The sequence below is a fragment of the Vibrio lentus genome (genome assembly GCF_002875945.1).
GTDB classification, from domain to species: domain Bacteria; phylum Pseudomonadota; class Gammaproteobacteria; order Enterobacterales; family Vibrionaceae; genus Vibrio; species Vibrio apostichopi.
In genome coordinates this window covers 1-25,440 of the sequence record NZ_MCZK01000010.1, presented here as the reverse complement: position 1 = coordinate 25,440, position 25,440 = coordinate 1, and the positions used below count along the sequence as shown (strand labels likewise).

The following is a 25,440-nucleotide window of genomic DNA, read 5'->3' as shown; positions in this document are numbered from 1 at the left end:
AATGTACCAAGCTCCTGATGAATCCATGGTACAGCCGCGAACCCGTCCTCAAAGAAAGAATTCCATGAATAAAAGACAGTTTATTGCCCACTATTTGCGTATGAATCGCACTTCTTATTTGTTGGCGATAGTTTTCATTTTTCTCGTAAATTGGCTTCAAGTTGAAATACCGCGCTATATCCAATTGGCGATAGATCTGATTGATGATGCCTCCTCAAGTGGCCATCAGCAGCTTCAAACTTATGTTTGGATTGTGGTTGGCATGTCGGTCGCTATGGTTGTGGTGCGTATATTGTCTCGTATCTATGCGCTGAACCCTGGGCGGATTACAGAGGCGGCTCTTAAGACGACACTTCTCCAAAAGTTAAACCGTTTACCTAACAGCTTTCACCAAAGGTTTGCGTCAGGCAGGCTGATCTCCATCATTAATAATGACCTCAGTGGCATTCGTTTGCTGTTTGGTGTGGGCTTTCTGCAGTTCTTTAATGCTTTGTTAGCACTGTCATTAACACCGCTCTATATGTGGCGTATATCGCCAGAGCTTACGATGTATTCGATTATTCCTATCTCAATCGCATTTGTGATTTTCCGTGTTGGTTTTAAACGGATGAAGACGTTGCATTTAGAACATATGAAGCGTCTACAGAATCTGTCTGCTCAATTGATGAGTTACCTATCAGGGATTGATTTGATTAAGAGCCAACAGATGTCACCTTGGGTGAAGGCCGAAACCGAAAAGCTCAATCAGCTACTGCTTGAATGCCGCCTTAAGATCACTCGTATTCAGGTGTTCTTTATGCCTGTTCTCGACTACGCCAACGACTTAATGAAAATCATCATTCTGGGACTTGGTGGCTTTATGCTAATGAGGCAGGAGCTTACTCTAGGCGAAATAACAGCTTTCCTGACGTACTCCGTTTTGCTCGCAATGCCATTGATGCAGCTAGGCAGAATCGCGACGATTTATCAGCGTGGCATGGTAGGTATTCAAAGTGCACAAACTATTCTCAATGCGCAAGTTCCAGAATTGGATGAAGCGAAGTTGTCTGAATTAGACGTTGAATCTCTCAAGGGAAAGGCGTTTTCTGTGCGTAACCTGAGTTTCCAATACGAAGGTGAGGATCGACTCATTCTCGATAACATCAGTTTTGATATTCCAGCAGGTAAGAAAATTGGTGTATTAGGAGGAATTGGCTCAGGTAAAACGACATTAGTTAACTGCTTAAACCATCACTTGGACGTTCCAGAAGGAACGGTTTTTCTCGGGGAAACAGACGTAACAAGTTTCTCCCGCAGTGATCTACGTCGCTATGTTAAAACGGTCACTCAAGACCCTTATCTGTTTTCAGCAACGGTTGAAGACAACATTCGTTTTGGTAGCTTAGATAACGATCTCGCAAAGAGTCAGGTTGATGAAGTTCTTGAGTTGAGCCAACTCGCGAATGACGTTACTCGCTTTGAAAACGGTGATCAAACCTTAGTCGGTGAAAAAGGGATCATGTTATCGGGTGGCCAGAAGCAACGCCTAAGTATTGCGCGTGCTTTATTAGAGCCTACAGATCTAATCATCATGGATAACGTTCTGTCAGCGGTCGATTATGAAACGGAAAGAAAGATCTTAGAAGGTCTGTTTAATCGTTTGAAAAATCAATCTGTGCTGGTGGTATCGCATCGTGTTAATGCCCTTGAATATATGGACGAAATCATTGTTCTGAATGAAGGGAAAGTGATCGCCAAAGGTGATCATGACACCTTATTAAAAACCTGTGCTTACTACTACGACACTTGGCAATTACAACAGAATGAAACGGAGGCTGCAGCATGTTAAAAGGTGTTGATGTTAAGTATCTAAAGCACTTTTTTAAGTTTGCTAAGAAATACAAACGCTCAGCAATTCTGGGTGTTGCCATGCTTCCGTTGTCGGTGATCACAAGCCTGCTGTTCCCTTGGCTGATCATTCAAGTGATCGACGTGCATTTGAGCCAAGGGGATATGGACGGGTTGCTTGAGTATGTCTTCTACTTAGTTCTGGTCTTGATTGCCAGTTATGTGGTCGACACCACCTATTCGTATAATCTGCGTAAAACAGGCCAATACACCATCACAGACATGCGTTCAGTGTTGTTTGAGCGTGTGCTTAAACTGCCTCGTAGCTATTTTGATAATACACCAATAGGTGTGACTCTTTCGCGCCTGACCAGCGATCTAGAAACTATCGGTGAGACGTTTATTCAATCTGTTGTTGGATTGGTTAAAGACAGCATCAACACCATTGCTCTGCTTATCATGATGCTCTTCATTGATTGGCAGTTGACTTTGATTGTGCTGATTATCATGCCTCCCGTGATGTACTTGACGGTCTATGTGCGTAATCGTCTACGTGTGATGTACAAGATTACTCGCTCAACACTGGCTCGTGGTATTGGCTTCCTACAAGAAGTTTTATTTGGCATGAAAACCGTTCAGATGTATCGCGCCGAGGAACAAGTCGAGCAACGATACCAAGGTTACACGGATGAGTTTTTGCGAGCGCAAAAGAAGATCAATAAATACGATGCGATTTTGTTCTCGTTTATCTCGGGCATTACCTCAATCACCATCGCGATTATGATCTGGTACGGTTCAGAGCAAGTCATCGAAGGCGCGTTAACATTGGGTGTGCTGATCGCATTCATCAACACGCTCGAAAAGGTGTTTGTGCCAATTCGTGACTTTACTTCTCAGATTGCCTCTATTCAAAGTTCATTTGCGGCCTTTGATCATATTGAAGAGTTGTTTGTTGAGCCTACGGAAGAAGAAGGGCGCAACTTATTACCATCACATCAAGTCAAAAACCAGCTCGAAAAGTTTGTCAGTCTTGAGTTCAAAAATGTGAGTTTCCGCTACAAAAACGACTCTCCATATGTTCTAAAAAATGTCTCTTTTGTGTTGGGAAAAGGGCATCAAATCGCACTTGTCGGTTCAACGGGGTCAGGTAAGTCGACGATTCTTCGTCTTATCTCTAAAACCTATCAAGATTACGAAGGCAGCATTTTGTTGAATGGCGTAGAGCTGTCGCAGATCTCAAGCGAAGACTCTGCTCACTTGTTCTCAATGATGATGCAAGATGTGCACTTATTTGAAGAGACGATTCAATTCAATATTGCTTTGGGTAAGGAACATCTTACAAGAGCAGAGGTTGAACAAGCAGCGCGCTATGTTTACGCCGATAAGTTCATTGAACAATTGCCACAAGGCTATGACTTCCATTTAGAAAAGAACGGCTCCAACCTGTCAGTGGGGCAAACACAGCTCATTTCGTTTGCTAGAGCGGTCGCACAAGGCGGGCAACTGATGATGCTTGATGAAGCAACCAGCTCGGTAGATTCAATCACCGAAGATCTCATTCAAAGAGCGATGCAGCGTCTTTTCAAGGAAAAAACTGTGATTGCGATTGCGCACCGTCTGAGTACCGTTCGCCACTCTGATACGATTTTGGTATTGGAAAAGGGTGAAATTGTCGAACAAGGTAACCATCAACAATTGGTCGCACACAATGGTATTTATGCTGGTTTGCTACAAGAATCGATTGTAGAAACGAGTGATTCTCAAGTGACGGTAGCCTGATCACCTCAAGTCAGGGCTACCGCTTCGACAAGTCGAATGGGTGCGGCTTATGCTTAATCAGCTTCTATGCTTTTCTAGTATTCCCAGTAGCTTAGGGAAAATAAAACATATTTTACGAATATTAATATGTTATGATCTCCCTACTACTAAAGGGGTGTCTTAGGGCATCGGGATGTATGCGAGCAAGACGAACCTGCTTGTGTCAGTCACTTTCTGGCGAATATGGAATCGAAGATGTTGTTGGAAGAAGTTGTAGAAATTATTGAATTAACCGACTCAGACCATTTATCTCAAGCAATGGAGCTGTTTAACGAGCATGGTTTTGTTGATGCTGAATCTTTGCCTTTTATGAACGTTGTGTTTGAAACAGCACCGGATCAGCTTGCGAAGAAGTTGTCGCAAACTGGTTTTAAAGGCTTAGTGCAAGTCGAGAAGAATGAAGACGCATCGGGCTTCACCATTATTGATGCTGAGCGCGTTCTGCTAAAAGATTCGGCTTAGCTAAAAACTCTGCTTAGCTGCAAGACTCTATTCAGCCCAGTAAAAGCGACTAAGCCATACCGCGCTCTTTCTCGTCATACTCTAAGTTCAGCAAAAAGAACCGAGTTCAGTAACACCCGTTATGATTATTTGAGGTTAACACAGTGACAACAGCGACCGTTTCATCAACAGAGCAACATATCTCCAATGAACATGCGCTTTTAGGTGCATCGTTATTAGCGTCTCAAAAAGTTGAGTTGGCTCTGTTCAGTGTTATCTCTAAGTTAGCTAAAGCACTACCAAAGGAAGCGCAACATCAACTAGGTTTGGACTTGGATACCTTTCTAAGAGAGAAACCAAGTGAGCAAGACGCAACGCTGAGTTTGTACGTGCAAAAGTTTGGTGAACAACTTCCTTTGCAAAAAAATGAAATCAGCGATTTTATTTATCATCGTAATCTCGTTACCCGCAGCTTTTGGCGAGTGACCGGCGCTGATGTAAAAGGCGGCGAAAAACTTGAAAATCCAGAGCTCTATTTAAAAGAGTTCTTAGCCAAATGTGAATATTGGCAAGTGATGCTCGATACTCAAAAGAACTGAGCACTTAAATAGATTGAATAAAGCCATAGCTTACACGCTGTGGCTTTTTTGTTTGTGCTCAAAAGTTTGAATTATTAAATCTAGATCATCATCTTCAACACGTAATTCTTAGAGACAAAGTGATGTTTGAGCGCGGCACTAATATGCAAGAGGATCAAACAAGCAAGGGCAATACAACTGGCACGATGTAAATAGAAAAAGAAGCTGTTGATTGCGGGGTCGGTTATTAGGTTGTCGACGGTTGTCAGCCAAAATAATGAATAGGGCTCTTTAAGCATTAAATAACCGGTGCTGAAAACAATGAACATAACGAGATACATGAGTGAATGGGCGAGCTTGGCAATGCATATTTGACCAACAGCCACAGATGAAGGCATGGGCGGTGAGGTTCTAAAGTGACTCCATACATATCGTATTGCCAACAAAGGAGTCGCGACAGTAGCCAGCGACATGTTAAGCACTGACAGGAAAGAAAATAGCTCTGGATTGCCGGTGACAAGGTGCATCACATACCCTGCGATAGTTGCATAGATGATCACAGAAGCCATCACCCAGTGCAGCACACGGCTTAGTAAATCGTATCGTGGATTATTCAAATTAACCTCGTTCTGATCGTTATAACAATAATTTTCAAATAGATGCCAAAACTAGCTTTTAGTATATTTGCATCGCGAATTAATTATATCGAACAGTAATACGCCGTATTCTCCTTAATTATAAATTAATGATGTTGCTTCAGGTGTTTTATAATTATCAATGATGTTTTAGAGTGTTAATTCCAATACAGACAAGGCAAACTTGCCGACTTCCTAGCTTGTATGCCTATAACGAGATACAGTTAGTTTAAAGCTAAATATATAAGGAATGTATAATGCTTCGAATCTTATTGATTGCAGTTATCTCAATGTTCACGACCATGAGTTTTGCAAACGAAGAGGTTAAGTACTCAGATCAAGAGTATTTGGATAGACCATTGATGGAACGCTATATCTTGGATGAGTTGAAGCAATTACGCATGGAGCAACAAGATCTCGAAAGGCGTTTAACGATTCAAATGACCGATCGTGAACTCACCGTCGCAGATAAGTCGTTGAATTACGCCAATGTTACGGTGACTTATTTCTTCTACATTATTGCGGGCGTCGCTTCACTTATTGCATTGGTCGGGTGGCAATCACTGAAAGAACTCAAACACACAACCAAAGAGATGGCTGACCAGCGATTGAATTCTATCGCTCAAGAGTACGAAAAGAAATTTAATGTACTTGAAAGGGATCTGAAAAGGAAAACTCGAATCATCTCTGAAAATAACCGAGAGATTGAGATCATCAATGAGATTCACAATTTATGGCTAAGAGCACAAAACGCGCAGACCGCTGAGCAGAAAATTGAGATTTACGATGAGATCTTAAAAGTCCGTCCCGGTGATTTGGAAGCGCTGACTTATAAAGCCGATGCGGCAATGGACATGCAAGAATACCATTGGGCAATGAGTTTATGTAATCGTGTATTAGAAGTGGATGACCAGAATGCACACGCTCTGTACCAACGTGCTTGTGCCTACGCAAGATTAGGTGCTGAAGGTCAGGCAATAGATGACTTAGAGCGTTCTATTGCAGCCAGTGGCTCAATGAGAGAACTTCTGGCAGAAGAGCCTGATTTTGAGATGCTGAGAGGTTTAGAACGCTTTGAAGCTCTGTGTGTAGAATAGTTGTTTGATGACATGGTGAGCTTTGCACGCTCACCATACTTTTCACCATTTTTACGGAACGGTTTCTTACATTTTGTTTATTCTATTGAACTTATTGTTATGTTATAACATCTGAAAGATTCATTGTTATAACCGTTAAGTATTTTTATGAAGTTCCTTCGCACTGGCCTGATCATTACTGCGATCAGCGCATTTTCACTTGCCGCTTTGCTCTCTTTTCAACCTGAGCCTGCAAAAGATATCTCAATTCAAATAACACCTTATCAAAACTCTCAGGTTTCTGATGAGGAAAGCGCTGAACCACACGTTAAGCCAAGCTCACTGGTTAAAATCCATTACTTCGTAAAGGTTGGCGATACGCTTAGTAACGTATTTTCATCATGGCAACTGCCTTATGGAACCGTTCAAAAGGTGCTGGAAGCGGATCTTGAGTCGTTAAAATTGGATACTATTAAACCAGGTGATCACCTAGAACTACTTTTGGACAGTGAAACGAAGCAGCTCGTCGAGTTGATCTTCCACGAAAGCTTGGTTGAACAGGCTGTTTATACAAAAAATGATGACGGCACGTTCAGTTATCAATTCATAGAAACTCCTGGTGAATGGAAAGAAAAACTGTACGCAGGTGCGGTGACAGGAAGCTTTTCGATGTCGGCTCATCGAGCGGGTTTGACGACTGCACAGATAGCCAATATCACTCGAACGCTGAAAGATAAAATCAACTTCTCCAAAGAGCTCAGAGCTGGTGACAGCTTTAATGTGTTGGTTAAAGAGCAATACACGGAAGATCACTTAACGGGTAAGACTGAAGTGCAAGGGATCTCAATTAAGTTACGAAATAGGGAAGTGGCGGCTTTTCTTGCTCCGGATGGACGTTTCTATGACCGAGAAGGCAATAGCCTTGAGCAAGCTTTCAATCGATACCCGATAGATAAACAATTCCGAAGAATTACTTCGCCATTCAATCCGTTCCGCAAGCACCCTGTGACTGGGCGTATATCACCACATAATGGCACTGATTTCGCGACACCTGTGGGTTCACCGATTTATTCAACCGGAGACGGAAGGGTTGTGGCGCTTCGTGACCACCCTTACGCAGGAAAGTATCTGGTGATTGAGCATAACAGTGTTTACACAACTCGTTATTTGCACCTGAGCCGCTTCTTGGTGAAGAAAGGGCAACAGGTTAAACGCGGTCAGAAGATAGCGCTATCGGGTGCAACCGGCCGTTTAACTGGGCCTCACCTACATTTTGAGGTGTTAGTACGTGGCAAAGCGGTCGACTCGATGAAGGCTGACCTACCTTTGGCAAGCTCTATATTGCCGAAAGACAAGGGTGCATTCCTTGCTCGAATTGCGTCTTTTGATGGCATCATCTCTGAGCAACAAGGCACAACGAGTTAAATCAAACTCAGTCTCAGCTTATATTTATTCCAACCCTTCGGTGATGAAAGACCGAAGGTTGGAATAAGTGTTTATAGATAATTGCAGGTTGGATTAAGCGACAACGACTGCTGTGCCACTGGCTGAAACCATCAGCATGCCATTACCCGTCCCCAATACTTCATAATCAATATCGACGCCAACCACCGCGTTTGCACCCGCTTCAATGGCTTTCTGTTCCAGCTCTTTGAATGCGTAGTTACGTGCTTTCTCCAGTTCCTTTTCATAAGTTCCAGAACGTCCACCGACGAAGTCTCGAATACCTGAGAACATATCTTTGAAAACGTTAACCCCTAGAATGGCTTCTCCGGCAATAACCCCTTTGTAATCGACAATGCGTTTGCCTTCGACAGATTGTGTGGTGGTAATAATCATAGTGGCCTCTGTAAGTTAGATGATTGGTTGCTAGATGAGTTGTTACTAAATGATTGGTTACTTGATGATTAGTTACTCGCTGAGCTTTGTCTCTGAGCGAGTGAATTCATGCCTCAACCATGTTCTCAGTTTTAGCACACTTTCTTGTTTTAATTTGTTTTTTGGACAAACGAAATAGAAATCTTGATGGGGGTTAGCCACTGGCTCACTAATTTCGACCAACATGCCATGGCTGATGTCATCTTTCACAAACAAGCGGTGAGTGACTAATACACCAAGCGAACGAGTCGCAGCTTGTACGGCTTGAATGGAGACATCGAACGTTAAGTTACTGTGGAACGTCGGCATTGGTATTTGGTAATGATCACACCACACTTGCCAGTCATGTTGTCGTCTTGGGTTAAACGCACCAATGGTTGGGTTTTGTTTCACAAGTTGTTCAACGCTTAACCCCATTTGGTTTTTCAATAGTGCCGGGCTGCACACCAATACCAGATCATCGTTACCGAGCTTTTCGCTGTAATATTTGTCCCACTCGTTCGGCTTGCCATGGACAAGGGCAATATCGACACCTTCCTGCTCGATATCAAAAGGGCCGGTTAACGTGGAAATACGGATATCAAGAGAGGGAGCAAAGGCTTGGAAGTCGGGCACTCGAGGGATCCACCAGTGCATCGCGAGTGAATTGACCATGTTGAGAGTAATGCGGTGATCGTTAGGCATTCTTGCCAGTTCTTCGGTGGCTTCTATCACCTGTTCCAGTGCAGGCGCGACTTTACGATAATATCGCTTACCTGCGGCATTAAGCACAACACGACGGCCTACACGTTGGAATAATGGTTTATTGACCAGTTGTTCCAATGATTTGATAGCTTGGCTTACCGCAGAGTGGCTGACGTACAACACACGAGCGGCGTCGGTCATGCTGCCAGTTTCAGCCACAGCGATGAACGCATAAACGGATTTAAGCGGAACGAGTTTTTTCATTGGTAAGTTTTCCTTACAGTTACCGTTAATATTACTCGCTATTTTTCATCACGTCACGCTTCTAAAATAGGTGTCATAGGAGGTGATAATTATGTCTGATATTACCAAGGCGACGACTTTTATGTTGTTGTCGACGTTCAGTTTGTCTTTAAGTGGCTTGATGGCCAAGTATCTATCTGAAACGATGCCCATTTCGTTATTGAGTTTTGTGCGTTTTTTCTTACCCAGTCTGTTTTTATTTCTATTCTTGATGTTTTACAAGATCACAAAACCTTCACTCGATATGTGGAAGCCTTTGGTGATGCGTGCGATCTTTATGGTGGCATGCCAGTGGTGTTTCCTGACTTCATTACAAACCTTAACGTTGGTTGAAGGTGTGGTCTTATTCAGCACGGGTCCACTGTTTATTCCGTTGTTAGAAAAATTAATGTTTGGAACTAAGATCCATACAACGACCATCGCTTGTTTAGGGATTACCTTTGTTGGTGTCGTGATGATGGCAGGGGATTGGTCGCAGTTTGAGTTTGGCTCTGAGTTCTTTAGACCTGCACTGTTGCTGGGTTTATTGGCGGGGATGTTTAACTCTGGCTCACAGGTGAGCTTGTACCGAGCCTCTAAGACGAGCCTGACACCCGCAGAGCTTAACGCGTGGACGTTCTTGGTCGCGGCAATCATTGTGATACCAATGGTTGTGTTTACTTCAGTATCTGCTGTTCCTGTTGTGCTTGAGAGTGCTGCGGACAATGAAACCTTGTCGGCTCTGTTATCTTTTGATGACTTACGTTGGATTGGGTTGGGCGCTTTTGGATTGGCTCTGTTTACCATTAACACGCAAATCTTCCGCTCGAAAGCGTACAAGTTGGCAGACAGCGGTTCTCAATTAGCTCCCCTAATTTTTACTAACATGCTGTTCAGTGCGTTATGGCAGAGCTTGTTCTTTGATGATGTGTTTTCTACTCAGCAGCTAATCGGCATCAATTTGATCGTCGTGGCGAGCATAACCAATACTCTATTGGCTAAAAGACACAGCAGAGTGAAAGCCAAGCAAACATCGAGCACCACAGTGACTGTAGCGAACGTTACGGTGTTGGAGTCTGCCGCTAAAAGCTAAACATTGAGCTAAGTTAAAGACTAAAAGCTACAGACTGAAACTTAGAACTTAGAGTCTAGAACAATGAACGTATGTACTCTTTTACTCGTTCGATATGCTTACTCTGATCAATCTCGCAGCGTTGGTTAGTTTCAAGGAATCGCTCCGCGTATTTGTCATAGATTTTGTTTTCTAAGAACAGTAGATACAATTTTGGATCGATATGACCGCTGGTGGCCATGTCGGTCATGATATTGAGTGATTCGCTTAGGAGTTTGCCTTTCTTATACGGGCGATCACTGGAGGTGAGCGCTTCAAATACATCAGCGATCGCCATCGCTCTAGAAGGCAGAGGTAATTGATCTTCGTTTAAGCCTCTCGGGTAACCCTTACCATCGATACGTTCGTGGTGTCCGCTGGCAATGTCAGGAATGTTCTTGAGATAAGATGGGTAAGGGAGCTTGTTGAGCATGGTGAAGGTTTGAATGATATGGTCGTTTATCATGAAGCGTTCTTCGTCGTTTAAGGTACCGCGACGTACTTTCAAATTGTGCAATTCACCCTGGTTGTACTTCACTTCACCGGGCTTGAGTACAAACGCTTCTTGCCACACGTCGGCTGGGTTAAAGCCATTATCCCAAGGTATTTTATGTTCGGGTTTATCAGCAAGCAGTGGCTCCATCACCGGTAGTGTTTGGTTTTTGCTTGTTGGCTCAGCTTCACTATTCTCTGTGGTGTCTTGTTGTGCATTAAATCTCTCTTTTTCAGACCAAGATAACCCTAGTTGATCATCGAGTGTTCGTTTCCATTGGCGTTTGGCTATTTGGTCTAAGCGATCTAATTGCTCGTCCGTCATCGACTCCCCGCCAAGGTTGCACTGTGCAACGAAGGCAAACTCTTCATCCAATTCAGACAGACTTTGTTCGAGTATTTTAAGTTGCTCTTCTTGGAGTGCACCGTTCGCCATGGCTTTCCAATAATCGGTTTCAGCTTGTTGCTTTAGCAATTCAAAACGCATGCGTATTTCGTGGATTCGGTCATATATCGTTTCTAATTTTGTTGCCTTATCTACCACATATTCTGGTGTGGTCACTTTGCCACAATCGTGCAGCCAAGCCGCTAACATCAGTTCTTCCCATTGTTTGTTATCGAGTGAGAACTGTGGGTAGTAACGGTCATCGTCTATGGTGGCTTGGGTTAACCATTTGGTGAGCTCAGGAACACGTTGGCAATGTCCGCCCGTGTAAGGCGATTTGGTATCAATCGCAGAGGCGATCAATTCTATGAAGGCATTGAGCATGTCTTTCTGTTGCTGCATTTGGTCAATGTTGTCTTTAGCTATTTCGGCAAAGCTAAGCAGCTCTCTTAAAAAGGCATGTTTATCTGCCTGTATCTTGGTGATCGGTCTCTCATAGCCAATCACAACAATGCCCACCAACAACTTTTCACGATTCAACAGAGGGAATAGGTACAGATCTGAATTGAAGATAGAATCTTGATAATAGTTAAGAACATTATCCTCTCGGTTGAGGTGAATGGTCTCGCCAGATTTAAGCTGACACAGCAACCAAGGGGTATGCTTGATGAAGTCATTGATGTCGGCCTTAAAGGGAAGAATGGCGAGGTTGGCTGCCGTATCAAACACATCCTTTTCTTCGGACTGAGTAAACAGCACGATGGTTTCAGCTTTGGTAATTAGGTAGCTTTGATGGGCAATATTTTTGGCTAATATCGAAAACTCCTGATTACCCGCGGTGTCTCGCAGTAAATTAATCAGATCATGAAGTGTGTGTTCCATCAGCTCAATGGAATGGGCGAGGTTGGCCACTTCTTTGATCATGCTCTTGGGGTAATGGGTTCGTCTGAAATCAAATCGAGCAATGTTGTCAGTCAGCTGCATGAGTGTATTGAGAGGTTGAGAAAGGCGATTGGCGACCAACCACACGATACCAAAACAGATAAACAACATACCAATCGCGACGGCAACTTGTTTATCACGCATCGAGATAAGATCAGAAAGCAGATCATTGTGCGGTGTCGCTTCGGCCAAATAAAGGGTGACATCTTGGGTCAGCTCAACGGGCGTTAATGTTAATGCCCAAGTGTTTAGGTTGTACTCAATGTTCTTTAAATTGAGGTTGAATTTCTCTTCATCAGAAATAAGAGGGGCTAGAACAGACGACTTTAAGGCGGCCATTTGATCACGTTTAGGGATGTTGAATAGTTGTTGGCTTTGCTCACTACTAGATCTTTTATTGTCCTCTAAGTTGCTATTGGTGCGGTCGTTATCACCTATGGGGCTTAAGTTGGGTATTGCTAGGTCAAGTTGGTGTTGGCCTAACAGGTTGAAATGTTGGTCAAACAAAGCCAAGCGGCTCTGTGGTGAATAGGCGAGTTGGCTTATTTGAGAGGATAAAGAGTCCAAAGTGAAATCAGCGCCAACCACATGATTACCCTCATAAGTTCGCCTTGAAAGGGTGATGCCGTTCTTCTTAAGAAAGTAAAACAGATAAGGCTCAGAGAGTTTGATTGTTCCATCGGGTTTAGCGTTGCGAAACCAAGGTCGGGTGGTAGGGTTAAACTCACTCTCTTGTTGTACGATGCTCAATACCTTATGTGCGCCATCAAGATAAGAGATAAGATTTTCGCCCTTTAGGTTGATCGTACTGACCATCATCGTGGCTTTGGCTGGTGCGTTGTTTTCAAGTCTTTGTTTGTTGGTGCTCAGTGGTCGGAAAATCCTAAACTCTCCATCATCAGACCCATAAAACAGCGCGACTAAATTGGTATTTTGCTTAAATATGATGTCGATAGAAGCGATCCAAGATTCCTGCTCAGTAGACGAAGTTTGATGAGAAACAAACGGGCTTACAGCCATCACATTCAAGGTTGTGATAACGGGCGCGATGGCTTGCTTAAATACCGATTCCAGTTTATCGCGATGTTCATTACTGATTTCGCGCACCGTGCCTAATAGCAACTCTTGCGAATGGCGGTAGCTTATTGAGATAAGTACGGCACCAACAAGTGTTGTCAAAATCAGGAAAAGGCTAGTGATGTGGATACTCAGCGGATATCGTCTTCGTCTCATCAAACACTCCAGCTTGTTAACTGGTATAAGTATTGACGAACTTGGGTAGGTTGCAAAAAATTGGTGTAATTAAGACGTTGGTTTGGATACGCAGTGCTTTACTGTGACGAAGTGAAATAACAATAAAGCCTTATCTTTAAGTGCTAATTGTCACTTTCAGCTGATAAACTGGTTAAATTGTTGCCACGAGGCACTCCATTTCAAAAAGGGGTTCAGGAATACCTTTTTGAAAAACGTTTAAAGACCAAGCTATGAGGGCATTGATTCATGAAACTTAAAGTAGATACCCACACCCACACATATGCAAGTGGTCATGCTTACAGCACGCTGATCGAAAACGCGAAATCGGCGAAACAAAACGGTTTAGCTATGTTTTGTACTACTGACCATTCCGAGTCTATGCCGGGCGCGCCACACTATTGGTTCTTCAGTAACCAGCGTGTGCTTCCTCGTTTTATTGAAGATGTCGCAATTATTCGTGGTGTTGAGTCCAACATCATGAACACACAGGGTGAAATAGATATTCATCCGAGTGTCGATAAGAACTTGGATTGGGTGATCGCGAGTTTTCATGAGCCAGTATTTCGTCCATCGGATGTTGCCACTCACACAGAAGCGTTGTTGAATGTGATTAAAGGTGGTCGCATTGACGCACTTGGTCACTTAGGAAATCCTAATTTTGATTTCGATTTTGAAGCTGTGATTCAATGCGCGGCAGAACATAACGTAGCAATCGAAATTAATAACACCACGCTTAAAGGCAATAGCCGCGTTGGCAGTGTCGATCGTTGTTACGAGATCGCAAGAATTGCTAAAGCGAAAGGGGCATTTATTACGACAGGTAGCGATGCGCATTTCTGCGTAGATGTGGGCGGGTTGGATCTCGTGTCTTCACTACTTGATGAGGTGGGCGTGGATTCGAGCAAGGTTATTACCTATTCACCACAGCAATTCTTAGCCTTTTTGGCATTGCGTGGTCGTCAATCGATTGCCGAGTTTTCGGTATTTGAGTGATGGTTTGCCCGGTACTTGTCAGTAATTAGCTAGCTAGTTTGCATTTCGACACAATCAATTTTTGTACCCGACGGATTTTTGTATACACTAGCCGAAAATAATAAAGTCGAAGTGCCACAATAACGATGGCGCTATCTTCAAAGACATCGCTTCACCTGGAGAAACAATGAAAACTCGCTCAATCCTTTTATCTGGCTTAATCGCTGCTTCGCTATTGTCTGGCAACGCTTTTGCTAATGTTGACCTTAAGAAAAACATGCAAGAAATGAAGCTTGCGTTCAAACAAGCGGCAGAAGCTCAAAACATTGAAGAGATGCAAAAGCCTATCGTACGTATCGACACGTTAGTTGCTGAGCTCAAAACGGGTGTTTACCCAATTGAGAAAGAAGAACACTTCATGGAAGGTTTCAAAAAGATCAGTGCATCGATTGATAGCATTGAGAAGAAGCTAGACCAAGGCGAATTTGAATCAGCACAACAAGAGCTTCGTACTATCGATGGTCTTCGTGAAGAGTATCACGAGAAGCGTAATCCAAGCATTTGGAGCAAGATCTTCGGTTAATCTGCTAACCAATAGAGTTTGCTTGTTAGATACGTATCAAAGAGCAAAACCTTAAGATTTGATTTCTAAAACGCCGCCTTACATTATCCTCTTAGGAGAAGGTGTAAGGCGGCGTTTTTTATTGTCTTTTTTATAAACAGTTTGTTATGTCGAGTTTCGCCACATTTTCTTGGCTCTTTCGTTGTAACCAGTTTTTAACTAAAAAGAGTGTGCGTTAGCTTCAATTTTTTAACCTGATGTTAATCTTTACGTTTACCTATATAGCAAGTGCCTCATAATAAGGGAAATTTATAAAGATTAGGAATAATGCGCCGAACCTCGTTCAACTTCTCCATGTTACTTGCTACAGCATTAAGCTGGGTGCTAGTAACATTAATGCCTGTTATCAATGCTCATGGTAATAGTGCGGGAGTATGGGCGTCGTTATGTACGGTCAACGGCTTTGAACTGGTTCAAATTGAAGAAGGCGAACCCAATACCCACAAAGGAAAGCCGTGTCCCTTTAGCCATTTTTCCACGTTTCACCAAGACGAACTTCCAACTACACTACTGACAACTCGACTGAGTTCTATTGTCTCAGACAGCTACGCTTTTTTGGCTCTAAGCGAACGCTACATGAGGCAAGCCCCACGTGGCCCTCCCTTTGATCTTGCTTATATCTAACCCACTAAAATAATTAAAAAATAAAGTATTAAGTAAAGTTAACCATGCTCAGATTACTTTCTGGTTTTTTCAGAAGGTATGTTTGCGTGTGTCAAAGGAAATAATAATGTTGAGAAATGAATCTCAAGATACTGCGAAAGCACAAGCTAATTCGCAGTCTAAAAGCAGTGTAAAAACGAAAGATCGCAATAAAACCCTCTACTTCCTCACTTGGCGTTGGCACTTCTATGCTGGGCTATTCGTTATCCCGTTTATGTTAATGCTAAGCATTACAGGCTTGGTGATGCTGTTTGATGATGAAATCGAACTCGCTTTCCATCACGATGAGATTGAGATTGTTGCATCGGGCGAACCGATTAAGGTGTCGCAACAATTAGCTGTCGTACAAAATCAATACCCACAAGGTTCGGTGACACAATTTGTACCGAGTAAAGCGCCTGATTTGGCCAACCGCTTTTCGGTAGCACTTGAAGACGGAACATCTGTTTTCGCCACGGTGAATCAATACACGGGCGAAGTGGTAGGAGAAATCCCGCGCAGCGATAGCCTTTATCAGCTCGCGAATGATATTCACGGAACATTACTGATTGGCGATTGGGGTGATTACCTGATTGAGGTTGCAATCAGCTTGTCGATCCTACTGTTAGTGAGTGGAATCTATTTATGGCTTCCTCGAGACAACGCGAGCCGCGCTGGTTTTCTCAAGCTTAGATTTGCTTCAGGAACACGTGTATTAATGCGTGATTTGCATGCGAATATTGGTGGGACACTGTCATTCATTCTTCTGTTGTTTATTCTCTCGGGATTATCATGGACAGGTTTTTGGGGCGGTAAGCTAGTGCAAGCCTGGAGTACTTTTCCTGCTCAAATGTGGGACGACATTCCCCTTTCTAACGAAACGCATGCTTCTTTAAATCACGGGTCGGAAGAAGAAATGCCTTGGAACCTAGAGCAAACGCCATTGCCTTTGTCTCAAGATAAGCCAGCCGAACATGTGCATCATGCAGAAGAGGCGACTGAACCTCATGATCATTCTAAGATGGGTGAGGATCATTCTCAGCATGTGTTATCCGCCAGTAATTTCTCTATTGATGGTGTGATAGCAAAAGCTCAATCACTTGGTTTTACGCAGTATAAAGTTAATTTCCCACGTTCAGAGTCGGGTGTTTACACCGTGGCCGCGAATACTATGGGAGGTGACATTATCGACCCAACTAAAGATCGCACGACTCACCTCGACCAATATTCAGGGCGCATTCTAGGAGAGGTAACGTGGCAAGATTACAATTTATTCGCCAAAACTTTAGCCGTTGGTATTTCTCTGCACCAAGGTGACATCAGCATCATCAACAAGCTTCTAAACGCGTTGTTCTGTTTGGCCTTCATAGTGGTGTCGGTGACTGGTGGAGTAATGTGGTGGATGCGCAGACCTTCAGGCCAAAGAAAGCTGGGAACGCCACCGAAGTTTGGTGATGCAGGCTTATGGAAAGCAGGCTTGGTGACTGTGGTTGTTATTTCGGTACTGTTTCCACTCGCGGGTGCAACGATTGTGGCTGCAATGCTATTGGATTGGTTACTGTTTTCACGCGTTGAGAAATTCAAGACGGCATTGAGTTAATTGACATGCAAACGGACTTTCTCGATTTGAGAAGGTCCGTTTTATCAATCAGATGAGCGCTTCTTCTGTGAGGCAGACTTTAGACTTGATACAGCTCTAGATTTGATAAAGCTTTAGATCTGATAAAGCTCTAGCGGCAGGCCGTCTGGGTCTGCGAAAAACGTAAATGATTTCTCCGTAAACTCATCAACTCGAATCGGTTCGACTTCAATGCCTTGTTCTTCCAAATAGCTTTTGGCATGTTGAACGTCATCAACACAAAAAGCCAAATGTCTCAGCCCTTGAGCTTCTGGAAAGCTTGGTCTTTCAGGTGCGTTAGGGAAGCTGAATAATTCTATTTGAGCGCCATTAGGCAGTGCCAAGTCGAGCTTATACGACTGACGCGCTTCACGATAATTCTCCGCAATCACCTCAAGCTTTAAAACTTTCGTATAAAAGCGTTTAGAGACTTCGTAGTCTGAGCAAATAATGGCGGCGTGGTGTATTCCTTTCAGCATCAGTTTATTTCTCCTGCCAGCTTGTCACCTAAGTGCTCCATCGCGTAATCAATGAATACACGCAGGCGAGCAGGCATGTACTTGGTTTGAGCAAACTGCATCGCGATAGCGCCATGGTAGTTACTCTTGATGGTCCAATCTTCCAATACTTGAACTACAGAACCTTCAGCTAATGCATCTTGAATCACGAAGTCATGAAAAATACCCACGCCAAGCCCTTCTTTAACGCCTTTCAATCGCATCTGAGAGTGGTTCACAGCGTAACGTCCGCTGACGGGTACTGTGTAAAACTCATCATCTTTAAGGAAGTCCCAAATGTGGTCTTTATCTGTTTCTGCAAGGTATAAGCAGTCGTGCTCAGAAAGCTCGGTAGGGTGGTGAGGAATTCCTTTGGCATCTAGATAGTCGGGGCTCGCACATAACACGAGGTTCGTTTTTCCAAGCTCTTTCAAAACCAAGCTCTCGTCGGGCTTATCGGTAAGGCGAAATGCGATGTCGATGCCTTGGCGCAATATGTCGATGTCGCCATCGGCGGCTCTTAGCTTGAGTTGAATCTCTGGATACTGATTTAAGAATGGAACAACGAAAGGCTGCAGTACCGAGTTTAAGAAGGCTTCTGGCGCCGCTACCGTTATAGAACCTGCAGGTTCAGTATGGTCGGAGGTAGACAGCTCAACCGCTTGTTGCGCCGCATTAATCATGACCACGCTTTGGTCGTATACCAACTGACCGGCCTGCGTGATGATCAATGTACGAGTGGTACGTTCAAATAGCTTTACTGAGAGCGCTTTTTCTAAACGTGTTATCAATTTACTCAACGCTGAAGGTGTCACGCCTAGCAGCTTTGCTGCAGCGGTAAAGCTACCTTCATTCACAACTAAGATAAACGAGGCGAGATCGGGAAGTAGGGCGATGAGTTTTGGGTTAATCATAAGTATCCAGTTAGACTGATTTCAACGGTGACCATAATCTTGATTGTGAGTGATCTCTTCTAATTTGTGAATCAATTTCATTAATTGATACGCGTAGTATTAGTCGTGATGGAAGCCGTTCTTCTGTTGTTCCTATTTCATATTACTCAGTTATTCACGTCTCAAGTCAATATGGCGATTCCGTTGCTTCAAATTGGTTGTTAGATGCTTTTGTTATATGAATGTAAATACTTATGATTGCTTGTTAAATTTCAATTAAACGGTGTTAGTATCCCTCCAACTAATGCTGAATCGAATCAGCTATATTTTCATCGTTCGAAGAGAACTTTTAACTTCGAGTTCGGAAGTGCGAAAGCATCGTCAGAGGTAAGTATTTTGCAACGTACTGATATCACCCCAACGCAATCTCCCGCGTTAGCCGCGTTAATTAATAACGATTACGAGCTTAATTTCCAAGAGTTTATGGACCAAATACAGCTGGCGAATAAACCTATGTCTCTGGCCTCTATTCGGTTCATATTGGATAACATCGAGCTGAGTAAAGAAGAGATCAAGTCGTTGGCAAGTTTCGATAAAGAAACATATTGCCGACAAAGGCTTTTCAAAAATGACCACTGTGAAGTTTTAATTTTGAGCTGGCTTAACGGGCAAAGAAGTAAAATACATGATCATTTGAATACGTCTTGTGGCGTAAAGGTTCTACATGGGCAAGCAACGGAAACCTTGTTTGAAACGGCGGCTAATGGCCATATTTTTGCTTCTCAGTCGACTCATTTCCAAGAGGGCAGTGTGACTGTAAGTAAAGATAATGATATCCATCAGATATCGAATCTACAGGCTGGCGATGAACCGCTAATTACGTTGCACGTGTATTCGCCCCCTTTAAGCCAATTCCACCTCTATCAGCTAGAGAGCGGTAAGTCAGAGCTGCTCGATATACAACAAGAGTGCTGGGCCTACGAGATTTAACATTTTTACGTAGCGAATTGCCTGTTAGTTTCACCAAGCTCTGGAGTGAATTCTGATTAAACGAGGTTATGTTCGATGCTTCATGTCATAGTAGTGATAAGTAAACTACACTAGTTAAAAAGCTAGGTAAGTGACAGATGAATAAAGAAAATTTCCCAATAGAGTTAAAACGACTTCGTGAATCAGTCTCCATTTCACAGGAAGAATTTGCAGAATTGCTTTCCAATTCTCATCGGGCGTTTTTTGGTGTCAATCAGGTAATGGTCAGCCAGTGGGAAAGGGCAAAGACGCTGCCTAGTTTTGTTCGTCGCCTTGGTATCGCGAGCTTCTTTCAGATCGACTATGACTTTTCAGTAGAAGAGATGGTGCAGGTGAAAGCGGCAACCAAGAACGTGGAACGCCCGTTTAGTGTTGATATTGGGTATGACTATGAGGTGACTAGCGTTGAGTCATTTAACATGGGAGCACTTCCAGCGAAAAGGCTTAAGTCGATTCAAATTATGCATCAAAAAACCTATGGCAAAGATTTTATCGAGGTATCTCAGCATCTGGGCGTGAAAAAAGAAGATATGCAGGTGCTTTGCTTTCTTTTTGAGGGAGTCATTATTGGTCATGTGGTGTATGACGGCTTAAGTAAGATGCTTTGCAGTGTTGGCGCCGTTAGCATTGTGATTCGTCGTAAGATCTTCGATTACATGGCGGATAATTTGTCTGATACAGAGTTTCGGTTTCCAACCCTTGATCCTGCCATGTGTCAGTTCCTGTATGACCTGTATTTAGAGCCTTACATGAGCAAGCTCGGCATGCCGTTTTTCAAGGCAGATATAAAGAAAGTGGTGAAAAATCCCTTTTCTCAAAACATCCAAAATAAACACGATATCTACTTCAAGTACATCCGTTACCATGACCTCAAGCAGAAGAAAAAAAGCGTCGAGTTTGTTTTAAGCTCTAGCTTGTAAAAAGTGTTCTACATGACCAGCCTTAGATCGGTTAAAGGCAGAGGTTTCGAGTACAAAAAGCCTTGGTAGCGATCAAAACCTAGCTGGTGGACCAGTTGACGTGTATCTGTGTCTTCAACGCCTTCCGCAACGGTTTCGATTCCAGACTTTTTGCAGTACGCCAAAGCGCGCTTAACCAAGTCGGAGCTTGCTGGCTCAATACTATTCACAATCGATTTATCGAACTTCACTTCATCGACATTAAGACCCATCACCTTATTCATATCTGAATAGCCAATACCAAAATCGTCGATAGAAATTCTGACGCCCAGAGACTTAAAGCGCTTTATTTGCTCACAAAGCTGCTCATCTAACTGATCATTTTCACTGAGTTCAAAGGTAAGCTGTTCTGCCTTGAAAGACGCATTCCAAAGTAACTCACGAACTTTCTGCACGTTATCTGGGTTCGCCAGTACTTTCTTACTGATGTTCACGGCTAAGTTCAAGTGAACAGAAAGCGATTTTACCTCTGTTAATGATTGCTCAAGCACACTAAAGAAAATCTCTTCTTCATAACCCAATGCAAACGCACGATCGATAAACACGCCTGGAGAGAAAATCCCTTCTTCTGGGATGTCTAGGCGAAATAATGCTTCAACTCCAGTCACTTTTTCGACACTAGGCTGAACCTTTGGCTGATAAAAGCAGGTGTACCAGTCGTTTTCGAAGGCTTCTTGTATGGTGTGATCGGATAGGGTCATGTGCTTGTTTCTCATCTTGTCTCATCTGTATAGCGGCGTAGCGGCCGCACATTCTGAGAGAAGCGGAGAATCATCACTATATCGTTCTGAGATGAAAAATTGATATTTGATATGAATGAGAGGTAAATATTATATTTTCTAATATTTTCTTTTATATCAGTTGGTTAGATGTTGTTGGTGTAAAAGTGTGATCCTAAGTCAATAAAAACGCGCATCACATTTTTTTGTAACTGGAGGGATTATTTACAAAATTGGTCATGTTACACTTGCCCGGTTATAGGAGAGCACCCCATTTATGAAAAATTACAGTGACATACTAGCTTTAATAGTTGATGACTCCCCGGTGATCTTGTCGAGTATTCGAAGAATGTTGATTAGCTTAGGCTTGCATGATAAAAATATTTATCATGCAAAAGATCCTAAAGCTGCAATTTGGCACTGTAAAAAAATGGGTTTTGACCTGATTATTTGTGATTATAATTTTTATACTCGCCTTAATGGAAAGCAAGTTTTTGAAGAGCTTCAACACTATAGCCTCATAAAGCCAAAAAGTAGCTTTATAGTAATAACTGGCGAGTCATTATCAAAAATCGTTCGCTCTATTATTGAACTCTCTCCTGATGAATATATTTTAAAGCCTTTTAATTCAGTCTATTTTACTAACAAGATTAGAAGGTCACTCGCAAGAAAGTCGGCATTATATAAACTATACCAAGCTAAAAATCAGAAAGATTATACTCGTGGCCTTAAGTTATGTGACGAACTGGAGTTTGAGCACCCCCAATACCACTTTCTAATACAAAAATTTAGAGGAGAGTTCTACGCATTGTTAAACATGTTTAATGAAGCGAAAGAGCTTTATGACTCAATTATTGTTGAAAAAGATGTTGAGTGGGCAAATGCAGGTTTAGCCGATAGCTTAATAGAGCTGGGTGAGTTTGCTAGAGCTCAATCTATTGTCGAGAAAATGCTGGCAAAGGTGCCTAACTCGACACAAGCCATGACGTTAAATGCAAAATATGACATTTATAATGGTGATATTCCTAAAGCGATAAAACAGTTTTCTATTATTTCAGAATTGACTCCTGGTAACCCTGAAAGAGAATTGGTTATTGCAAACCTATGTGTTTCTCAAGGTGATTATAGAAACGCTGCTGCGAGGTTTATGATGTATTATGAACTTAATATTGATACATATCGAGACAGCTTAGAGTCACGTTATAACTACATTCGATGTATACTATTTATTTATGACTCGATTGAAAAAGATAGCCTAGTAATAAATGAAGACCAAGTAGAAGAAGACCCTAAAAAATTAAAAATAGAAGCATTAAATGAATTTAGGCAGATATCACTGATTAAGGATAAAAATAATAATCGAACCGATGAGCAACATGATTATCAGCCTAGTTATGATGTTGATCAAGAGCTCATTATGTGTCATTTATCCATTCTTGAAGGTAAGCTGAGTGAGGCAATTACGATACTTAAGCACATTTATTCAAATGACTTAGTGTTAGGGTTTTACAATAAATATCACTTTAACTATTTACTATGCTTACTTTCCTTTAATAAGGAGTTTGGTGAATGCATTAGATCAATTAAAGTGTTATTGGATGAGAGTGATTCCAGTCCTATGTTGTTAAAATCACAAGTTGAGTTACTTAGATCCTTGACCCAACAGCATAGAACGCAAACTGATGCTGTTAACACCAATATGGATAGAGTTACTCATTTAATTAAGTCAAAAGAGCTTGTCGCTGCTTTAGATTGTTTGATTGATGTAAGGTCTAAGAATACTTATATTCGAGAAGTTAACTTACAAATCATTGAGTGCTTGACCCAAGCTTGGCCTTCGAATTACAGAGCAAGGGAAGTGAAAACCTTATTGAAATCATGCTTTAAGGTATGTCGAGAATTGTATAACGAAAAAGAATTAGAAACGTTAAATGTGCTTCGCAACTTTGAGTTGGCTGAAAGCCGAGTTGCGAAACATGCTCTAGATTAACCGTTAAGTATTGTCCAAAATAACTACTGACTTTGACAAACAGTTGTGAAGCTTCTCTAGTGGTACCGGTGCTCCTGTAAAATAACCTTGGCATTGTTCAAAACCGAGTTCTTTTAAAATGTTCCAAGTCGCCATATCCTCAACACCTTCTACAACGGTATTCATCTCAAGAGAGTTGGCTACCTGGAGGAGCATTTTTACTAAAGCTTGATATTTAGGCTTAGAAGGTAAGTCGCTAATAAAGCGCCTATCGACCTTCATCTCAGTAAAGGGTAGATCTAGAAGCTTATCCAACGAGGCATATCCGGTCCCAAAATCATCTATTGATAGTTTGAACCCGTGTATCCGCAACCTTGCTAGTGTAGCTAGCGCAGTTGGATTGTTTTGGTATGCGTGAGACTCAGTGAGTTCTAATGTTAACTTATGATGCGAAAAGTCATGAAGAGCGCAAACATCTATGATTTGGTCACATACATTAGGGATTTCTAGGTTGCCTTGTGTCATGTTAATAGATACAGAAATATCATAATGGTAAGCGGCAACTTCTTTTACAGCATTGTTTAGTACGACAAAGAACAATTCATCCATCATGTCATTTTCTTCCATACACTCTATGAAAGAAATAGGACTTAATGTACCTAAATCTTCATGCTTAACCCTAGCTAGAGCCTCAACTGCGACGAGTGTATTATTTGAAAATAGAACCTTAGGTTGGTAGTGATTTATAATGTTTTTATTTAAAAATGCGCATCTAACGTCACTCAGAGTCAGTTGAGGTGGTGTTTGATGATTTCTTTCTTCTTGAATTTGATTGTGAAAGCCATCAATTGATTCTAATAGTTTTGACTTGATATCAGATTTTCTTAGCAACGTATGATATTTGAAGTTTAATAGAGAACAGATATTAACGGTTAATTCACTAATGTCGTCCTCAACAGCAGTGACAATAACAACACCAAGAGAATTATCTATTTCTGATAATTGAAGAAGAAACTTGATTCCGTCCATCTTAGGCATATTAATATCGCAGAAGATTAAGTCGATCTTTTCTGCTTCAATGATCTTTAACGCTTCTAATCCATCATTAGCGACATATGTTGTCTTATGACCGAGTAAACTCAAATCAATTTTCAACCTTGTACTTTGGATCAAATCGTCTTCAACGATGAGGATGCTTAACTCATCCATCATACATGAGCCTTAGTTAGAAGGTTTTTTACATCTTTGATTGTTGCTGTCATAGCGAGTTTAAGCCTCTCTATTTTTTCTTTACTTTTCTCTGTGTCTATTTCATTTTGCAACGATTGTGCAAGTTCAGAAACAGAACTGATCCCTAACATATTGGCAGAGCCTTTGATTTTATGAGCCAAACTTCTAACATCATCTGTGGTGTCTAAACCCTTTAGGTCTTTAGTCATAGAGCTAATAATAACGTTATAGATCTCAATCTTATTTTCTGCGCTATAGTGAGTGAAATTGTCTTCAATTTCCTCTTGGTTATCAAAACTGGAATCGTCATCTGAACTAATGAGAAATTTTGAGATCTTGTTATGAATGGTTTGAGCATCAAAAGGTTTGAGTATTAGCTCATCAAAATTAGGGAAGTCACCAAGTTGGTAATCGCGCTCACCTGAACTACCTACAATATTGATATAGCCGTACTTTACGATATCTTCTTTGATAGCCTTAGCGAGGCTAGGGCCGCTAAGGTTCGGCATATGAATATCTGTTATAATCAAGTCATAACCATCTTTACGATTTTGTAATTGAGATAGGGCCTCATTTCCATCATTGACAACATCACTTGATAGCCCCAGCTCTTTAAGTTGGTTCTTCAGTAATAACTGATTCACAATATCGTCTTCAACGATCAATACGTGTCCAATTAGTTGTTGCATTGATTCTTCCTTTATAATTTCTGTTGATGTCTTATCGACCTGTTCTTTAGGCGTTCTAATCTGTAGAAGTAAAGCACATAGCTGTGAGTTTATATCGTTGAGAGCATCTTCGTTGTGAGAGTATTCATAAGTATCGCAAGCTTGTTGTAGTCGAGTTGCACCTAGGTTACCTGCCGTACCTGAAGTGGTCAAGTAAAA

Annotated in this window: 23 protein-coding genes; 14 read left to right on the top strand and 9 right to left on the bottom strand. The window is 42.1% G+C overall.

The genetic code is table 11. The features are described 5' to 3' along the window. Window positions 1-64: 64 nt before the first annotated feature. The 4 genes from BCT49_RS01005 (at window position 65) to BCT49_RS00990 (ending at window position 4,685) form a co-directional block, all read left to right on the top strand. The gene (locus BCT49_RS01005; RefSeq protein ID WP_102433805.1) at window positions 65-1,828 is read left to right on the top strand and encodes an ABC transporter ATP-binding protein; all 1,764 of its coding nucleotides are present in this window, start codon (window positions 65-67) and stop codon (window positions 1,826-1,828) included. Then, the gene (locus tag BCT49_RS01000; RefSeq protein WP_102433804.1) at window positions 1,822-3,606 is read left to right on the top strand and encodes an ABC transporter ATP-binding protein; all 1,785 of its coding nucleotides are present in this window, start codon (window positions 1,822-1,824) and stop codon (window positions 3,604-3,606) included. Before BCT49_RS01005 ends, BCT49_RS01000 begins: the two co-directional genes overlap by 7 nt. A 234-nt stretch (window positions 3,607-3,840) precedes the next feature. Continuing rightward, complete coding sequence (locus tag BCT49_RS00995; RefSeq protein ID WP_102433803.1) at window positions 3,841-4,107, top strand: hypothetical protein; 267 nt, start codon at window positions 3,841-3,843, stop codon at window positions 4,105-4,107. A gap of 143 nt (window positions 4,108-4,250) precedes the next feature. Further along, window positions 4,251-4,685, top strand: coding sequence for a hypothetical protein (locus BCT49_RS00990; RefSeq protein ID WP_102433802.1), 435 nt, complete (start codon window positions 4,251-4,253; stop codon window positions 4,683-4,685). An 80-nt stretch (window positions 4,686-4,765) separates the two neighbouring features. Here the strand turns inward: BCT49_RS00990 and BCT49_RS00985 are convergent, their stop codons facing one another. Next, window positions 4,766-5,281: a cytochrome b gene (locus BCT49_RS00985; protein WP_102433801.1), complete on the bottom strand. Its 516-nt coding sequence runs from the start codon at window positions 5,279-5,281 to the stop codon at window positions 4,766-4,768. Window positions 5,282-5,556: 275 nt separating this feature from the next. Here BCT49_RS00985 and BCT49_RS00980 point away from each other — a divergent pair, with 275 nt between their 5' ends. Continuing rightward, on the top strand, window positions 5,557-6,396 hold the full coding sequence (locus BCT49_RS00980) for a tetratricopeptide repeat protein (RefSeq protein ID WP_102433800.1): 840 nt from the start codon (window positions 5,557-5,559) through the stop codon (window positions 6,394-6,396). Window positions 6,397-6,543: 147 nt separating this feature from the next. Beyond that, window positions 6,544-7,800, top strand: a complete 1,257-nt coding sequence (locus BCT49_RS00975; RefSeq protein WP_102433799.1) for a peptidoglycan DD-metalloendopeptidase family protein — start codon at window positions 6,544-6,546, stop codon at window positions 7,798-7,800. A 93-nt stretch (window positions 7,801-7,893) separates the two neighbouring features. On the opposite strand, the gene BCT49_RS00970 is transcribed toward BCT49_RS00975, so the two are convergent. Together BCT49_RS00970 and BCT49_RS00965 are read right to left on the bottom strand one after the other, a co-directional pair. Then, window positions 7,894-8,214, bottom strand: a complete 321-nt coding sequence (locus tag BCT49_RS00970; protein ID WP_004730185.1) for a heavy metal-binding domain-containing protein — start codon at window positions 8,212-8,214, stop codon at window positions 7,894-7,896. A gap of 72 nt (window positions 8,215-8,286) precedes the next feature. After that, window positions 8,287-9,201, bottom strand: a complete 915-nt coding sequence (locus tag BCT49_RS00965) for a LysR substrate-binding domain-containing protein (protein ID WP_102433798.1) — start codon at window positions 9,199-9,201, stop codon at window positions 8,287-8,289. Between the two features lie 91 nt (window positions 9,202-9,292). Here BCT49_RS00965 and BCT49_RS00960 point away from each other — a divergent pair, with 91 nt between their 5' ends. Further along, window positions 9,293-10,312, top strand: a complete 1,020-nt coding sequence (locus BCT49_RS00960; protein WP_102433797.1) for a DMT family transporter — start codon at window positions 9,293-9,295, stop codon at window positions 10,310-10,312. A 55-nt stretch (window positions 10,313-10,367) separates the two neighbouring features. Here the strand turns inward: BCT49_RS00960 and BCT49_RS00955 are convergent, their stop codons facing one another. Beyond that, window positions 10,368-13,382, bottom strand: coding sequence for an HD domain-containing phosphohydrolase (locus BCT49_RS00955; RefSeq protein ID WP_102433796.1), 3,015 nt, complete (start codon window positions 13,380-13,382; stop codon window positions 10,368-10,370). A gap of 267 nt (window positions 13,383-13,649) precedes the next feature. Here BCT49_RS00955 and BCT49_RS00950 point away from each other — a divergent pair, with 267 nt between their 5' ends. The 4 genes from BCT49_RS00950 to BCT49_RS00935 all read left to right on the top strand — a co-directional run bounded on the left by BCT49_RS00950 (window position 13,650) and on the right by BCT49_RS00935 (window position 17,239). Further along, window positions 13,650-14,396: a phosphatase gene (locus BCT49_RS00950; protein WP_102433795.1), complete on the top strand. Its 747-nt coding sequence runs from the start codon at window positions 13,650-13,652 to the stop codon at window positions 14,394-14,396. Between the two features lie 166 nt (window positions 14,397-14,562). Beyond that, window positions 14,563-14,958, top strand: a complete 396-nt coding sequence (locus BCT49_RS00945; protein ID WP_004730193.1) for a cytochrome b562 — start codon at window positions 14,563-14,565, stop codon at window positions 14,956-14,958. 306 nt (window positions 14,959-15,264) lie between these two features. Beyond that, complete coding sequence (locus BCT49_RS00940) at window positions 15,265-15,621, top strand: hypothetical protein (protein WP_102433794.1); 357 nt, start codon at window positions 15,265-15,267, stop codon at window positions 15,619-15,621. Between the two features lie 106 nt (window positions 15,622-15,727). Then, window positions 15,728-17,239, top strand: coding sequence for a PepSY-associated TM helix domain-containing protein (locus BCT49_RS00935; RefSeq protein WP_102433793.1), 1,512 nt, complete (start codon window positions 15,728-15,730; stop codon window positions 17,237-17,239). Window positions 17,240-17,352: 113 nt separating this feature from the next. Here the strand turns inward: BCT49_RS00935 and gloA2 are convergent, their stop codons facing one another. Then, on the bottom strand, window positions 17,353-17,736 hold the full coding sequence (gene gloA2, locus BCT49_RS00930) for an SMU1112c/YaeR family gloxylase I-like metalloprotein (RefSeq protein ID WP_102433792.1): 384 nt from the start codon (window positions 17,734-17,736) through the stop codon (window positions 17,353-17,355). Continuing rightward, window positions 17,736-18,668 carry a LysR family transcriptional regulator gene (locus BCT49_RS00925; protein WP_102433791.1) on the bottom strand — a complete coding sequence of 311 codons (933 nt, stop codon included), beginning with the start codon at window positions 18,666-18,668 and terminating at the stop codon, window positions 17,736-17,738. Before BCT49_RS00925 ends, gloA2 begins: the two co-directional genes overlap by 1 nt. Before the next feature lie 375 nt (window positions 18,669-19,043). Between BCT49_RS00925 and BCT49_RS00920 the strand changes: the two genes are divergently transcribed. Continuing rightward, window positions 19,044-19,637 (top strand): cysteine dioxygenase, encoded by a 594-nt coding sequence (locus BCT49_RS00920; protein ID WP_017079740.1) that lies wholly within the window; start codon window positions 19,044-19,046, stop codon window positions 19,635-19,637. 137 nt (window positions 19,638-19,774) lie between these two features. Beyond that, window positions 19,775-20,596, top strand: a complete 822-nt coding sequence (locus BCT49_RS00915) for a helix-turn-helix transcriptional regulator (protein WP_102433790.1) — start codon at window positions 19,775-19,777, stop codon at window positions 20,594-20,596. A gap of 8 nt (window positions 20,597-20,604) precedes the next feature. On the opposite strand, the gene BCT49_RS00910 is transcribed toward BCT49_RS00915, so the two are convergent. Beyond that, complete coding sequence (locus BCT49_RS00910) at window positions 20,605-21,336, bottom strand: EAL domain-containing protein (protein ID WP_102433823.1); 732 nt, start codon at window positions 21,334-21,336, stop codon at window positions 20,605-20,607. Window positions 21,337-21,631: 295 nt separating this feature from the next. On the opposite strand from BCT49_RS00910, the gene BCT49_RS00905 reads away from it, so the two are divergent. Further along, a complete protein-coding gene (locus tag BCT49_RS00905) occupies window positions 21,632-23,344 on the top strand; it encodes a response regulator (RefSeq protein ID WP_102433789.1) in 1,713 nt (570 codons plus the stop codon). Window positions 23,345-23,347: 3 nt separating this feature from the next. On the opposite strand, the gene BCT49_RS00900 is transcribed toward BCT49_RS00905, so the two are convergent. Continuing rightward, complete coding sequence (locus tag BCT49_RS00900) at window positions 23,348-24,535, bottom strand: EAL domain-containing response regulator (RefSeq protein ID WP_241908007.1); 1,188 nt, start codon at window positions 24,533-24,535, stop codon at window positions 23,348-23,350. After that, window positions 24,532-25,440: response regulator (locus BCT49_RS00895; RefSeq protein ID WP_133151626.1), on the bottom strand; the 909-nt coding region annotated here is incomplete at its 5' end. The genes BCT49_RS00900 and BCT49_RS00895, both read right to left, overlap by 4 nt.